The sequence below is a fragment of the Deinococcus detaillensis genome (assembly GCF_007280555.1).
GTDB lineage: Bacteria > Deinococcota > Deinococci > Deinococcales > Deinococcaceae > Deinococcus > Deinococcus detaillensis.
In genome coordinates this window covers 1-13210 of sequence record NZ_VKDB01000001.1, presented here as the reverse complement: position 1 = coordinate 13210, position 13210 = coordinate 1, and the positions used below count along the sequence as shown (strand labels likewise).

The following is a 13210-nucleotide window of genomic DNA, read 5'->3' as shown; positions in this document are numbered from 1 at the left end:
AGCCTCAGGCCATGACCGTTTCCTCCCAAACCCTGACTTGGACTTCCCAGCGGGCCGCCAACGTGCCCGCCAGCGTGTTTGCCTTGATGGACGCCGCCAAAATGCGGGCGCTCGCGGCGGGCAAAAGCCTGATTGATCTCAGCATCGGCTCGTCGGATTTGGCTCCGCCAGAAGCGGCGCTTGAGGCTTTGCGGCGGGCCACCCGAGACCCGCTGACGTACCGCTACCCACTGTTTTCCGACACCGCGCCGCTGAGAACGGCGGCGGCAGCGTACTTGCAGCGGCGCTACGGCCTGAGTCTCAACCCCGACACCGAGATCTTGCCGCTGATCGGCGCTCAAGAAGGGCTGGCCCACCTGCTGCTGGCTGTCACCGATCCGGGCGATACCTTGCTGCTGCCCGATCCCTGCTATCCGCCTTACTACGGCGCGGCGGCGGTGGCGGGCCTGAAAACCTATCCTTTGCCGCTCACGGCTGAGCGCAGCTTTTTGCCGGACTTGGCGGCTGTGCCAGAGACGCTAAGTCCCCGCGCCCTGCTGCTCAACTATCCAAATAACCCCACTTCGGCCACCGTACCCAGCGGCTTTTTTGAGGAAGTGCGGGCTTGGTGCGCTGATCGCGGCACGCTGCTGATTCACGATCATCCCTACGCCGAGTTGACTTACGGTGACTACCGCGCCCCCAGCGCCCTCTCCAGCGGCGCGGCGGGTGTGGTGGAACTGCACAGCCTTTCCAAAACGCATCACATGGGCGGCTTCCGTGTCGGCTTCGCGGCAGGTGACGCGGGAGCATTGGCGGCACTGGCAAGAGTCAAGGGTGCGGTGGATTTTCATCCGTACTTGGGCATTCAAGCGGCAGCGGTGGCGGCCCTCGGCACACCGCCGAGCGGCCTAGATGTCTTTGAAGCGCGGCGAGACGCTCTGGTGCCTGCCCTGCATGCCCTAGGCTGGCAAGCCGAGTGGCCGCAGGCCAGTATGTACGTTTGGGCGCGGCCTGTTGGCCTGATGGACAGCGTGGCGTACGCCCTCAAAGCCGCCGAGGAAACCGGCGTGGCGCTGGCTCCCGGACGGGCCTTCGGCTCAGAAGGGGAGGGCTATCTGCGCTTCGCTTTGGTGCAGCCGCCGGAAGTGCTGCGGGAAGCGGCGGGGCGGCTCTCTGGGGTCGCTCTTTCTTGATTCGTCCGGCCACCGCCGCCGACCTTCCGGCCCTCACCAGCATCTATAACGAAGGCATCTTGGGCCGCGACGCCACTTTTGAAACTCGCCTCAGAACGCCTGACGAGTTGCAGAGCTGGCTGGCTTGGCCCTGCTTGGTGCTGGAAGTTAGCGGCGCAGTATTGGGCTTCGCACGCGGCGGCGAGTACAGCTCCCGCCCCTGCTACGCGGGCCTTTTGGATCACAGCGTTTATGTGGCGACTTCGGCGCGGGGTCAGGGCTACGGTGTAGCTCTATTGCTGGCGCTGCGAGACGCGGCCCGTGCCGCCGGGTTTCACAAGCTGACCAGCCGCGTCTTCGCTCGCAACCTGGGCAGCCTGGCCGCTCACCACCGGGCCGGATTCCAGGAAGTCGGGCGGCACCTCAAGCACGCTCAGTTGGACGGTGAATGGCTGGACGTGGTGACGGTTGAAATCAGTCTCTAAATAAGCGTCACTCAGCCCCCCTTGGCCGTCAGCACCAACGCCTGAATCTCTTTGACCAGCGCCAGTTCCCGCAGCTTGTCCGCATCCAAGTCTCCGGCGCGGGCCAGCGCTTCGGCTTTCTTCTTATCGATGCTGGCGACTTCCAGGGTGGCGGCGTCGCCGAAGACTTCGCGGAAGCGCTCGGCGGGGTACTCAAGGCGGCGCTGCACCTTGACGCTGGAACGGTACAACTCGGTTTCGGCGCGTTCGCCGCGTAGCAGGGCCGCCTTAATGACTTCGCCCAGTTCAGTCTTCTCGGCTTCCAATCCCAAAATGGTGTCGCGCAGGGTGGCGTAGCGCTCCAGCAGGTCGCTGAGGGTCAGCCGCGTGTCGGGGTCAGCTTGCCAATCGGTCATAGTTGATAGTTTAGAGGCCGACTGCCCACCAGATTGGACGCACTAGACTGCTCGGGTGAGCGAACTCAACCCCCGCGAAGTAGAACGCCGCCTGCTAGACGCCATTCGGCGCAGCCCCAGTATGCAGGAGATCGCCGCCCTCAAGCACGCCGATGTGCAAACGCCCGAAGGAGCCATCCAAGCGCTCCAAGACGGCAACGCCCGCTTTTTCAGTGGTGAAGCTTCGCGCCCCGAACTCGGAGCCAACGAGCGCCGCGCTCAGATCATGGGCCAAACGCCGTTTGCCGCGATTTTGGCCTGTTCCGATAGCCGCGTGCCGGTGGAACTGGTGTTCGATCAGGGCTTTGGCAATTTGTTCGTGGTGCGGGTGGCGGGCAACGTAATGGGTGAAAGCGGCCTCGCCACGCTGGAATACGCCATTTTGCATCTGGACATTCACCTGCTGGTCGTCATGGGCCACGAAGGCTGCGGAGCGGTCAGCGCGGCGCTGATGCCCGAAGAGTGGATTCAAAATGAGCCGCCCGCTTTGCAGGCTCTGATTCGGGGCATTCAGCCCAGCTTGGAAGGCCTGCCGCCAATCCGTGACAAAAAAGCCCGAATGCGCGAAGCGGTGATGAGCAATGTCCGCCACCAAGTCGCGGCGCTGCGCGAACAACCTGTCATCGTGGCGGCGGAGAAGCGCGGCCAGATCCGGGTCATCGGCGGCTTTTACGAAATCGGCTCCGGGGCAGTGGATTTGCTGACCGAAGAAGAAGATTTGAGGGTTTGATGACGTTGGCTCGGGAGCCGACCACAAAACTAGAACGCTTAAATTCAGGTTAACGCTTTATTCCGCAGAGTAGTTTACAAATTAGGTCAACAGGTGTACAGTCAACACCACTCGGGCGCTGTCGGTGTACTGGCAGCGGCTGAACACACTGACTCCTTCATCCCTCTCAAAAAGCCGCGCAGCGCGGCAGGAGAACCCCCATGCGTATCCTTCCTCTTTTCATTGCTGGCTTGCTGCTCGTTGGCGTTTCGGCGCAGGCGGCGGCCCCCACCACCATCACCAAAGGCATCCTCACCATCGGCATGGAAGGCACTTATCCGCCGTTTAACTACAAAGACGAGCAAGGCAAACTCACCGGCTTCGACGTGGACGTTGCCAGCGCTTTGGCAGCCAAGCTCAACCTCAAGCCGCAATTTGTGCTGACCGAATTCAGCGGCATCCTGGCGGGCCTGCAAGCCGGCAAGTACGACGTGATCGTCAATCAACTCGGCATCACGGCGGAGCGTCAGAAGAGCATTGCCTTTACTGCGCCGTACGCCTACTCCTCACCGCAAATCATCGTCCGTAAAATGGGCGGCGGCGAGTACAAGACGCTGGCCGACCTCAAAGGCAAGCGGGTGGGCGTGGGCCTCGGCAGCAACTTCGAGCAGCAACTCCGCACCGCCGGCGGCATCAACGTGGTGACGTATCCGGGCGCTCCCGAATACTTGGCCGACCTCGCCGCCGGACGCCTTGACGCCGCTTACAATGACCGCCTGTTGGTCGGCTACCTCATCAAATCGCGCAATCTTCCCATCATGGGTTCAGGCGTGGTCGGTGAGCCGGAGCCGGTGGGCGTCGCCCTCAAGAAGACCAATCCCAGCCTCAAAATCGCCCTCGACAAAGCGCTTCTCCAGATCAAAGCGGACGGCACCTACGCCAAAATCAGCCGCCAGTGGTTCGGGCAGGATGTGGGCAAACCCTGAAGAACAAGCGCTGAAGAAGCGCTGAGCCAGTCAGCCGCATGAGGCCGCTGCTCTCAAGTTTTCATGACGCCTCCCGGCCAAGCGCTGCGGGGCGTCTTGCGCTGTACCCTAAGCGCACCTCGGAGGCTGTATGGACACCCTGATGATTATTTTGCAAAGCGCCTGGGCCTCGCTGCCGACCCTGCTGCTGGGTGCCCGCCTGACTGTCGGCTTCGCGCTGGCGGCGATGGTGCTGGGCTTGCCGCTGGGCCTTGTCGTGGCGCTGCTGCGGCTCTACGCTCCGGCGTGGCTCAGATGGCTGGCGGCGCTCTACGTTTCGTTTATTCGCGGCACGCCGCTGCTGGTGCAGATTTTCGTGATTTATTACGGCCTGCCCAGTTTCGGCCTGACGCTCAGTCCGGTGGCGGGCGGGGTGCTGGCCCTGACCCTCAACGCCGCCGCTTACCTCTCCGAAACCATCCGCGCCGCCGTGCTGAGCATCTCCAGAGGCCAGCACGAAGCGGCCTACAGCTTGGGCCTGAACAAATTGCAGACCATGCAGCTGATCGTTTTGCCGCAGGCGGCGCGGGTGGCCCTGCCCAGCCTCGGCAACAGCCTCATCGGTCTGGTCAAAGACACCTCGCTGGTGTCGGTCATCACGGTGGTCGAACTGCTCAGAAGCGCTCAACTGGTGCTGGCCCGCACCTTCGAGCCGTTCGGGCCGTATCTGGCGGCGGCGCTGATCTACTGGGCCATCAGCAGCCTCCTGGAAGTGGTGCAGCGGCGCTTGGAAGTGCGGCTGTCGCGGGGAGCGACCTGAATGGCCCAGCTCGTCCGTTGAGCACACTTACCCATCACGAACCCAGTCGGCGCACCGCCAGCGGCCACAGCAATGTCAGCAGTGCCAGAACGCCCGTCAGGGCCAGCATCAACGTTGAAGTGGCGAGGTCTTGGGCAGCCAGTCCCGCGCCCAGCGTCAAGCCCAAGGCGTTGACGGCCATCACGGAGCCGGTAACTCGCCCACGCAGGTCGGCAGGAATCAGGCCCTGAATGCGGGTGGTGGTGACCACTTCCAGGAGGCCCAGCCCCACGCCGAAGACGCCCGCCGCCGCCCACCAAGGCTGCACGCCGCCAAAGACAAAGCCCGCCATGCCCAGCACCAAGATTAAGCGCCCCGCGCCAATGAGCTTATCCAGCGGAAACCGCGCCGAGAGCGGCCCGACCAAAGCGATGCCCAGCAGCACCCCGCCGGAAATCAGCATTTCAAAAGTGGCGTAGTCGGCGGCTCCTCGGCCAGCGGCCAGCATGTGCAGCGGCGCACGGACATTCGTGACGTTCATCGAGAGATTGAGCGCAAAACTCATGGCAAAGAGCGCCAGCAGCAGGGGATTTTGGCGAATCGCCTTGAGGCTTGAGCGGAGATCGCCCAGTGGATCGAGTGTGCCGCCAGCCGCACCGGGCATCGGCGGCAAAGCCAGTGTGCCGAGCAGCAGCAGCGCCGTCAGCGCCGCGCCGACGAGCAAGCTTGCCCCCGCGCCCCAGTGGGCCACCCCGAAGCCGCCCAAGCCGTAGCCGACGAGCGGAGCGCCCATCATGGCCGCGCTGGTCAGGCTGTTGGCGCGGGGCAGCTGGTGGGGGGTCACCAAGCGCGGCACCATCGCGCTCTGGGCCGTGAAACTGAGGGTGGTGAGCAGGCCAAGAACAAAAGCCAACCCCGCCACCACAGTCAAGTTCAGCCCGCCCCTGAGGGCCAGCGCCCCCACGCCCGCCACCCCCACCGTCCGCAGCACTGCGCTGAGACTCAGCAGGGTGCGCGGCGGCCACCTGTCGGCCAATCCGCCCAGCAGCGGCGCGAAAAAACGCGGCAAGCTGAGCGCCAGCACCACCAGTCCGATGGCGGCAGCGCCCCGCTGACTTCCTGGCGGCAGTGTGCCGAGCGCCAAGAACGGCAGCGCCACGTAGACCACCGCGTCACCCAGCGCCGAGGCCAGTAAGCCCAACCAGTACCTCCAGAACGGGCGCGGAAGAGCAGAAGCGCCTACAGTCTGCGCGAAATCAGTCATATTTCCAGTTTTGGCGTTAGGCTACTGAAAATGCCACACACCTTTTTGGGAAGCTACGCGGGCCAGTGGTTCACCGCTACGACCCCTCAGCAAGCGCGGCTGCTCAGCAGCAGAGCAGCGCTGCGCCATTTGGAGCCGTTCGTGGGCCGCAAGCTGGGCGCGGCGCAGGCTGCCCGCGAAGCTGGAGTCAGCACCGAGCGGACGCTTTACTGGGTAAGGCAGTTCGTGGAGGCGGGCATTCTCACCGTGGCGGGAGAGCAAAAGCGGGGGGGGCGGCCCATTTGCCTTTACGCTGCGCCGAGCGGCTTCAGGGTGCCGTTTCACTTGACGCCGTTTGAAGACATTGAAGCTGAACTTGCCGCCCAGTCGCGGCAGTACGATGAACTGCGCGTGCGTACTCTGGCCCGTGCCCTGACCCGCAAGCAGTTGAGCGGGCGGCTGATTTACAGAGATGAGCGCGGCGAAGTAAATTACGAATCCGACTTGCCCACTCAGTCAGACCGCTTGGCTCTGACTCGGCGCGGCGGCGACTTCACGGGCGTCAAATGGCTGACTCCGGCGCAGGCCGAAATAATGAGCGCCGCACTGGACCAAGTACGTTTGTTCTTATCAGACGTACCTTCTGCCCGCGCCCCTGACAGCCAGCCTTATTTGATTCAAACGGTGCTGACCCAACTGGATGAGGACGACGCGCCGAGCTAACGCAAAAAGAAACTCTTCCCGTGTGCCTTCCACACTATTTTCTAAAGTAGCGAGGCGTATCCTAAGACCATGACCCAGACTTTAGAACCCACCAGCCACCCGATTGGCATCAGCGAAGCCGGAGCTGCCCGCGCCCACGCGGTGATCTCAAGCAGCGGCAAGGAAAATGCGGGCGTGCGCCTGTTCATCAAGAGCGGCGGTTGCAGCGGCTACCAGTACGGCATGGCCATCGATGACCGCGAACTCGAAGGCGACACCATTTTGATGGACCGGGGCGTCAAACTTATCGTCGACCGCATGAGCCTGCCGCTGGTGCAGGGCGCGGAAATCGATTACGTGGAGAGCATGATGGGCGGCGGCTTTACCGTCAACAACCCCAATGCCACCTCCGGTTGCGGCTGCGGCAGCTCGTTTCGCACCGACGGCTCAGCCGCCCAAGACGGTGAAGGCGCAGTAGGCTGCGGCAGCCACTAAGTACAGATCTGTCCGCTCTATCCCAAGACCGCACGGCCAATTGAGGCCGTGCGGTTTTTTTGAACTGATTTGGGTTTATACTCCGCAGTACAGAACTCAGTATTTTGTTTTAGGGCAAGCCCTTTGGTTCGCTTTGGGCATTCGTATGCCCAAGCGGCCTGCTTTATCTTGACGTGAAGATTGTCAGGCTTTTACAGAACACTTTGCATAAATTCGGTGGTCAAATTCTCGTTACTGCCGGTTTTCAGCAAAAAATTGAGCAAGGTGCGAACACTCCCGCTTGACTCGGTAAAGATTTCTTCATACTCTTGGCAGACTGAGCGCGGTTTTGTAGCGTTTGGGTGATCTTGGAGGCGACATGAAAAAATGGCTCACCTTATCCGTACTCTTGTTGGGCGCTGGCGTTGTTTCTTCGGCGCTGGCCGGTCAGGCCAATAATTCGCTGGTCATCGGCACTTCGCAGGAACCACCCAATATCAATGACCCTTGGCGTACCAACAACTTGGTCATCGCCACCGAAATCACTTGGTATATGGAAGCCCACCTGATCGGCAAGGACGACAACGGCGAACTGTATCCCGAGATCGCCACCCGCGTCCCGAGTCTGGCCAACGGCGATTACAAGATCGTCAAAGACGCCAAGGGCAACGTCATTCGCAACAGCGTGACCTTCAGCATCCGCAAGGACGCCAAGTGGAGCGACGGCACGGCCATCACGCCCAAGGATTTCCAGTTCTGGCTCAAGGTCGAGCAAGACGAGCGGGTGCCGGTGCCGGCCCGTGAGCCCTGGGACAAGGCCAAGATCACGCTGCAGGACGCCGACACCTTCACCATCACCTTCGATCCGCCGTATCTGTTCGCCGACCAGCTCACCTCGGCAGTGGGTCTTAACCCGGCTCCCAGCGCGGCGATGGAAAAAGCCTGGAGCGCCTTTGACGCGGCCACCAAGAATCTCGATCCCAAGACCGGGGCCAAGCAGATCACCGACGAGTGGAACAAGTTCATCGCTCAGTTCACCACCTCGCGTGGCCTGCCCAAGGTGGTGTCGGGACCGTTCAAGCCGACCGCCTGGCGGGCCGGAAACAGCTTGGTGCTGACCCGCAATCCCAATTACTGGCTGACACCCAAAGGTGGAGCCGACAAGTACATCCAGTCGGTGCAGTACCGCTTCATCGCCGACACCAACACCCTCAAGGTCAATATCTTGTCGGGCCAGCTCGACGCGCTGTCGTACGTGGGCCTGAGCTTCGACCAAGCGATTGAAGCGCAGCGCAGCGAGCGCGGCAAGTACAAGACTTACTTTGTGCCGGGCGCAACTTGGGAACACGTCGATATCGCCAACGTCGGAGCGCGTGCCCAGAGCCTGGGCCTGAACGACAAGCGGGTGCGCCAGGCGCTGATGTACTCCATCGACCGGGCCGCGCTGGTCAAGGCATTGTTCGAGGGCAAGCAGCCCGTTTCCAACACCTGGGTCAGCCCGATCAGCAAGCTCTATCAGAAAAACGCCAAGGACTACAACTTCGACGCCGCCAAGGCCAAGGCGCTGTTCGCCGCTGCCGGCTGGAAGCCCGGCTCCGACGGTATCCTGGCCAAAGACGGCAAGAAGATGTCGCTGAACTTCACCACCACCGCCGGAAACAAGCTGCGTGAGCGCGTCCAGCAGATTTTGCAGGCGCAGTGGAAAGCGGTTGGCGTGGACATCAACATCCAGAACTTTCCGTCCACGGTGGTGTTCTCTGGCGACTTTGCCCCGCGCAGCGCCGAAGGCAAGTGGGACCTGTTCATGTACGCCTGGAGCAACGATCCCAGCGTGGAGCGCGGCGATCTGTGGGCCTCGCAGTTTATTCCCAGCAAGGACAACGCCTACGCGGGCCAGAATTACCCCAATTTCAAGGACGCCGATTACGACAAAATCTGGAACGACGCCAAGACCGAGTTCGATTTGAGCGCCCGCGTCAAGCTGTTCGACAAGATGCAGTCCATCTGGACTGACGAGGTGCCGTCCTTGCCGCTGTACTTCCGCGCCAACCCGTATACCAAGGTGCCGGGGCTGGTCAACTACACTTACACCGCCTACAGCCTCTATCCTTCCTGGAACGCCGCCCAGATGGGCTGGGCTTCTCGCGGAGCAGTTGAAACCTTCACCCAGAAGTAAGCGCTGCTTAGTGGAGTGAGCGGGGGAGACGGGTCAACCGCTCTCCCGCTTTCCCTTTGCTGCTTGCAGGCCACCTGCAACAAACCAAACCACACGCCGCTTTCTCAGGAGTCGTCATGTTGAATTACGCGCTTCGGCGCATCCTGCAAATGATTCCGCTGCTGCTGGTCATCAGCTTGGTGATCTTCACGCTCACGGCGCTGCAACCCGGCGACCCGGTGGATCAGCTGGTGCTGGGCAACTCACAGATCACCCCCGACGACATCGCTCGCCTGCGGGCCGCCTACGGTCTGGATCAGCCGATTCCGCTGCGCTACTGGTTCTGGCTGACCCACGCCGTCCAGGGTGATTTCGGCTGGTCGCGCACCTTCAGCGCCCCCGCCGCTTCTTACGTCTTTCAGGAGCGGTTGCCCAATACGCTGCTGCTGACTCTGCCCGCCCTGATTCTCTCCACCCTGATCGCCGTGCCGCTGGGCATTTTCTCGGCGGTGCGGCAATACAGCTTCCTCGATTATCTGCTGACCTTTTTCAGCTTCGTGTCGTTCAGCGCCCCTATCTTCTGGATCGGAGCGATGGCGCTGTGGCTGTTTGCCATCTATTTGCCGCAGATTACCAATGGAGTGATCTCGCTGCCGCCCGGCGGACTCGGCAGCCCCGATCTGGCCCCCGATGCGGGTTTCTGGGCGGCGCTGACCGACAAGCTCAGGTATCTGATTTTGCCGCTGAGTATTCTGATGCTGCGCGAGATTGCCGTGATCCTGCGCTTCCTGCGGGCCTCGATGCTGGAAGTGCTGAATCAGGATTTCGTTCGCACGGCGCGGGCCAAGGGCTTGTCAAGCCGCAAAGTGCTGTACCGCCACGCCCTCAGAAACGCGGTGCTGCCTATCGTGACCTTGCTGGGCCTCTCGATTCCGGGCCTGTTCGGCGGCGCGGTTTTGACCGAAACGGTCTTCTCGTGGCCGGGCATGGGCCGAGTGATCGTGGAAGCGCTGACCAGCAAGGATTTCAACGTGGTAATGGTCGCCCTGACCTTCATCTCAGTGCTGACGGTGGTGTTTCAACTGCTGACTGACCTCGCCTACGCGGCCATTGATCCACGCATTCGCTACTCGTAAAGGAGCCACAAGATGACAGCACTCGCCTCGGCTCCCGCGCCTTTCAAGAGCCGCTCCACCTTCCAGATTGCCCTCAAGCGGCTACGCCGTCACAAGCTGGCGATGGTCAGCCTAACGGTGATCGTTTTACTGGTCTTGATGGCCCTCCTCGCCCCCTGGATCGCGCCGCACGACCCCAACGCCCAAAGCATCTTTGAAATCTACGCGCCGCCGAGTGCCAAGTACTGGCTGGGTCAGGACGAGCTGGGCCGCGACCTGCTCTCCCGCGTTATCTACGGCAGCCGGGTGAGCCTGCTGGTGGGTTTCAGCGTGGCCTTCCTCAGCATTCTGGTCGGCACCACACTGGGTCTGCTGGCAGGCTTTTTGGGCGGCTGGATCGACATCGCCATCAGCCGCTTCATCGAATTCATGCTGTCTTTTCCCACCCTGGCCCTGCAACTCGTCCTCAGTGGGTTGTTTGCCTCCAGTGACGCGGCCCCCATCGTGGTGCTGCGGTCTTCACTCGGCGCGAGTGCCAATATTCTGATTGTGGTGGGCGTGTTTTCGCTGTTCGGCTGGATGGGCACCGCCCGGCTGGTGCGCGGCGAAGTCCTCAAGCTCAAGAACCTGGAATACACCGACGCGGCCCGCGCCCTGGGGGCCAGCAGCGCCCGCATCATGCTGCGCCACCTGCTCCCCAACCTGTTCGCCATCGTGATCGTGCAGGCCACGCTGGACGTGGGCACCGCCATTCTCAGTGAAGCGGCCCTCTCGTTTCTGGGCTTCGGTATTCAGCCGCCGGTGTCCACCTGGGGCAACATGCTCAGCAACGCCAACGAAGTCGTGCTGCAGTACCCCTGGATTCCGCTCTACCCAGGCCTGATGATCTTGATCACGGTGCTGTCGTTCAACTTCCTCGGCGACGGCCTGCGTGACGCCTTCGACCCGCGCAGCCGGTTGTAAACGTAGAAGAAGCAAAAAACCAATGAGCCCCTGCCTCTTCGGTGGGGGCTTTTTCTGCTGACAACTTAAAGCGCTATCCTCTTTCCATGATCGTTCTCGGCATCGACCCCGGCCTCGCCAATCTCGGTATTGGACTTGTCAGCGGCACTGCCCGCAAAGCTGTCCACATTCACCACGTTTGCCTGATCACCGAATCGGCTTGGATCATGCCCCGGCGTTTGCAGTACATCCACGCCGAAGTCACCCGCCTCATTCAGGAATATCAGCCTGAAGCAGTAGCTATCGAAGACCAGATTCTGCGCAAGCAGGCCGACGTGGCCTTCAAAGTGGGTCAGGCTTTCGGCGTCGTCCAGCTCGCCTGCGCTCAGGCGGGCCTGCCCGTCCACACCTACGGCCCGATGCAGGTCAAGCAGACCCTGGTGGGCACTGGACGCGCCGACAAAGAGCAGGTCATCTACATGGTGAAAGCCAGTCTGGGTATCCGCGAGGTCTTCAACAACCACGCCGCCGACGCGCTGGCCCTGGCCCTGACCCACTTGGCGCACCAAGGCGTTCAGCAAGCGCTTGCTGGGCGGCGCTAGCCTGTCAACTCACAGGGTGCCGTGATTGGTGGTGCCCTCCACCCAGTGTCCGCCGGTTTGGTCAGCTTCGTGCTTCCAAATCGGCAACTCTTTTTTGAGCTCCTCGATCAAGTCGTCACAGGCTTCTAAAGCTACCCGGCGGTGCGGGCTGCCTACCCCAATGATCAAGCTAGCTTCCCCTGGCAGCAGCTTGCCCGTGCGGTGCTGGATAAAAGCGCTGAGCCGCCCATGCTTTTGGCGGGCGCGTTCAGCAGCTTCATGCATGACCTTCTCGGCCATCGGCGCGTATCCCTCGTACTCGATCGATTCCACGACCTGCCCTTTATTGGGCGAACGCACTGTCCCGACAAAGTAGGCCTGTGCGCCGTACTGCGGCTGAACCAAGTGGGTGGCGGCGTCGCCAAGCGATAAGACCTGCGCCGTCACCTGGCAGACGTCCTCGGGGTCTTGTTCGCTGCCTCCAGCCACCGGCGGCAAGAACGCCAGCTCGTCGCCTTCTATAAGCGGCTGAGAAGGCTCGGCGTACGTTTCGTTGACCGCCGCCATACAGCCTTTAAGCGAAATGCCGTATTGCGCCTCTATTTGCTCGGCTACTTCACGCACGGTGGCCTTGTCCGGCACTTCCAGCCGAACAGAATCTGTGCCTATCTCACGTTTCAGCCGCGCAAAGAACACTGCTTGGACATTCATGGCTTCACGTTAACACCCTTTCGGGGCCAAATGCCGAGTCTTCCAAAATGGTTCAACTCGCTCCCAGACGCTGTTTCCTGTCTTTAGCTTCTTCGAGGAAGCAATGCGGTAACGACGCCTCGAAGCAAGGGGGTTGACAGAACGGCGAATGGACAGTATTGTTTCTGAGCCTCAAACGAGGCGGGCAGAATGACAATCTGAGAATGCGAGTAAAGACATACACAACGCCGCTTGTGAAAGCGGCGCTTGAATGAAGAAGGTCAAGATACTAAGGGTTTATGGTGGATGCCCTGGCACTGGAGCCGATGAAGGACGCGATTACCTGCGATAAGCCAAGACGAGCTGGAGATACGCGTTGACTCTTGGATTTCCGAATGGGGAAACCCACTGGCCGTGAACGGCCAGTATCCCGCAAGGGAAGGGAACGTGGGGAACTGAAACATCTCAGTACCCACAGGAAGAGAAAGAGAAATCGATTCCGTGAGTAGCGGCGAGCGAAACCGGAACAGCCCAAACCCAGTCGTTTACGATTGGGGGTTATAGGACCACTATTTAAGATTCAAGCCGTTTAGCCGAAGCTGTTGGAAGCCAGCATCACAGAGGGTGACAATCCCGTAGGCGAAAAACGAATTGACTGAAGTGGCACCTGAGTAGGTCGTTGTCCGTGAAACGATGACTGAATTCACGCGGACCACCGCGTAAGGCTAAATACTCCCAGTGACCGATAGCGCAAAGTACCGT

General features: G+C 61.2%; 14 protein-coding genes and 1 rRNA gene. 12 read left to right on the top strand and 3 right to left on the bottom strand.

Features of this window, described 5'->3' with window-relative positions:
• Nucleotides 1-11: 11 nt before the first annotated feature.
• On the top strand, nucleotides 12-1175 hold the full coding sequence (locus tag FNU79_RS00075) for an aminotransferase class I/II-fold pyridoxal phosphate-dependent enzyme (protein WP_143718925.1): 1164 nt from the start codon (nucleotides 12-14) through the stop codon (nucleotides 1173-1175).
• A complete protein-coding gene (locus FNU79_RS00070) occupies nucleotides 1172-1639 on the top strand; it encodes a GNAT family N-acetyltransferase (RefSeq protein ID WP_143718924.1) in 468 nt (155 codons plus the stop codon). The genes FNU79_RS00075 and FNU79_RS00070 overlap by 4 nt, the downstream gene beginning before the upstream one ends.
• An 11-nt stretch (nucleotides 1640-1650) precedes the next feature.
• Here FNU79_RS00070 and FNU79_RS00065 read toward each other — a convergent pair whose 3' ends face one another.
• Nucleotides 1651-2034: a hypothetical protein gene (locus FNU79_RS00065; protein ID WP_143718923.1), complete on the bottom strand. Its 384-nt coding sequence runs from the start codon at nucleotides 2032-2034 to the stop codon at nucleotides 1651-1653.
• A 121-nt stretch (nucleotides 2035-2155) separates the two neighbouring features.
• On the opposite strand from FNU79_RS00065, the gene FNU79_RS00060 reads away from it, so the two are divergent.
• From FNU79_RS00060 to FNU79_RS00050, 3 genes are all read left to right on the top strand, one after another.
• Nucleotides 2156-2803, top strand: coding sequence for a carbonic anhydrase (locus tag FNU79_RS00060; RefSeq protein ID WP_143719290.1), 648 nt, complete (start codon nucleotides 2156-2158; stop codon nucleotides 2801-2803).
• Nucleotides 2804-3003: 200 nt separating this feature from the next.
• Complete coding sequence (locus FNU79_RS00055) at nucleotides 3004-3768, top strand: transporter substrate-binding domain-containing protein (RefSeq protein WP_143718922.1); 765 nt, start codon at nucleotides 3004-3006, stop codon at nucleotides 3766-3768.
• A gap of 130 nt (nucleotides 3769-3898) precedes the next feature.
• On the top strand, nucleotides 3899-4567 hold the full coding sequence (locus FNU79_RS00050) for an amino acid ABC transporter permease (protein ID WP_124870860.1): 669 nt from the start codon (nucleotides 3899-3901) through the stop codon (nucleotides 4565-4567).
• Nucleotides 4568-4601: 34 nt separating this feature from the next.
• Here FNU79_RS00050 and FNU79_RS00045 read toward each other — a convergent pair whose 3' ends face one another.
• Entirely contained in the window at nucleotides 4602-5810 is a 1209-nt protein-coding gene (locus tag FNU79_RS00045) for an MFS transporter (RefSeq protein WP_143718921.1), read from the bottom strand.
• Between the two features lie 30 nt (nucleotides 5811-5840).
• On the opposite strand from FNU79_RS00045, the gene FNU79_RS00040 reads away from it, so the two are divergent.
• The 6 genes from FNU79_RS00040 to ruvC all read left to right on the top strand — a co-directional run bounded on the left by FNU79_RS00040 (nucleotide 5841) and on the right by ruvC (nucleotide 11779).
• Nucleotides 5841-6512, top strand: coding sequence for a hypothetical protein (locus FNU79_RS00040; RefSeq protein WP_143718920.1), 672 nt, complete (start codon nucleotides 5841-5843; stop codon nucleotides 6510-6512).
• A gap of 69 nt (nucleotides 6513-6581) precedes the next feature.
• Nucleotides 6582-6986 carry a HesB/IscA family protein gene (locus tag FNU79_RS00035; RefSeq protein ID WP_143718919.1) on the top strand — a complete coding sequence of 135 codons (405 nt, stop codon included), beginning with the start codon at nucleotides 6582-6584 and terminating at the stop codon, nucleotides 6984-6986.
• A gap of 358 nt (nucleotides 6987-7344) precedes the next feature.
• A complete protein-coding gene (locus FNU79_RS00030) occupies nucleotides 7345-9141 on the top strand; it encodes a peptide ABC transporter substrate-binding protein (RefSeq protein WP_143718918.1) in 1797 nt (598 codons plus the stop codon).
• 116 nt (nucleotides 9142-9257) lie between these two features.
• Nucleotides 9258-10256, top strand: coding sequence for an ABC transporter permease (locus FNU79_RS00025; RefSeq protein ID WP_143718917.1), 999 nt, complete (start codon nucleotides 9258-9260; stop codon nucleotides 10254-10256).
• Nucleotides 10257-10268: 12 nt separating this feature from the next.
• Entirely contained in the window at nucleotides 10269-11198 is a 930-nt protein-coding gene (locus FNU79_RS00020) for an ABC transporter permease (protein WP_143718916.1), read from the top strand.
• An 86-nt stretch (nucleotides 11199-11284) separates the two neighbouring features.
• Nucleotides 11285-11779, top strand: a complete 495-nt coding sequence (gene ruvC / locus FNU79_RS00015) for a crossover junction endodeoxyribonuclease RuvC (protein WP_124870877.1) — start codon at nucleotides 11285-11287, stop codon at nucleotides 11777-11779.
• 9 nt (nucleotides 11780-11788) lie between these two features.
• Here the strand turns inward: ruvC and moaD are convergent, their stop codons facing one another.
• Complete coding sequence (gene moaD / locus FNU79_RS00010) at nucleotides 11789-12469, bottom strand: molybdopterin converting factor subunit 1 (RefSeq protein WP_143718915.1); 681 nt, start codon at nucleotides 12467-12469, stop codon at nucleotides 11789-11791.
• A 258-nt stretch (nucleotides 12470-12727) separates the two neighbouring features.
• On the opposite strand from moaD, the gene FNU79_RS00005 reads away from it, so the two are divergent.
• A 23S ribosomal RNA gene (locus tag FNU79_RS00005) occupies nucleotides 12728-13210 on the top strand; the annotation flags it as partial.

Excerpts from the sequence above, each read along its gene's own strand:
- moaD (WP_143718915.1), bottom strand. The coding sequence starts at position 12,469 with ATGAATGTCCAAGCAGTGTTCTTTGCGCGGCTGAAACGTGAGATAGGC.
- FNU79_RS00035 (WP_143718919.1), top strand. The coding sequence starts at position 6,582 with ATGACCCAGACTTTAGAACCCACCAGCCACCCGATTGGCATCAGCGAA.
- FNU79_RS00055 (WP_143718922.1), top strand. The coding sequence starts at position 3,004 with ATGCGTATCCTTCCTCTTTTCATTGCTGGCTTGCTGCTCGTTGGCGTT.
- FNU79_RS00045 (WP_143718921.1), bottom strand. The coding sequence starts at position 5,810 with ATGACTGATTTCGCGCAGACTGTAGGCGCTTCTGCTCTTCCGCGCCCG.
- FNU79_RS00040 (WP_143718920.1), top strand. The coding sequence starts at position 5,841 with ATGCCACACACCTTTTTGGGAAGCTACGCGGGCCAGTGGTTCACCGCT.
- FNU79_RS00030 (WP_143718918.1), top strand. The coding sequence starts at position 7,345 with ATGAAAAAATGGCTCACCTTATCCGTACTCTTGTTGGGCGCTGGCGTT.
- FNU79_RS00060 (WP_143719290.1), top strand. The coding sequence starts at position 2,156 with ATGCAGGAGATCGCCGCCCTCAAGCACGCCGATGTGCAAACGCCCGAA.
- FNU79_RS00020 (WP_143718916.1), top strand. The coding sequence starts at position 10,269 with ATGACAGCACTCGCCTCGGCTCCCGCGCCTTTCAAGAGCCGCTCCACC.
- FNU79_RS00050 (WP_124870860.1), top strand. The coding sequence starts at position 3,899 with ATGGACACCCTGATGATTATTTTGCAAAGCGCCTGGGCCTCGCTGCCG.
- FNU79_RS00065 (WP_143718923.1), bottom strand. The coding sequence starts at position 2,034 with ATGACCGATTGGCAAGCTGACCCCGACACGCGGCTGACCCTCAGCGAC.
- FNU79_RS00075 (WP_143718925.1), top strand. The coding sequence starts at position 12 with ATGACCGTTTCCTCCCAAACCCTGACTTGGACTTCCCAGCGGGCCGCC.
- ruvC (WP_124870877.1), top strand. The coding sequence starts at position 11,285 with ATGATCGTTCTCGGCATCGACCCCGGCCTCGCCAATCTCGGTATTGGA.
- FNU79_RS00025 (WP_143718917.1), top strand. The coding sequence starts at position 9,258 with ATGTTGAATTACGCGCTTCGGCGCATCCTGCAAATGATTCCGCTGCTG.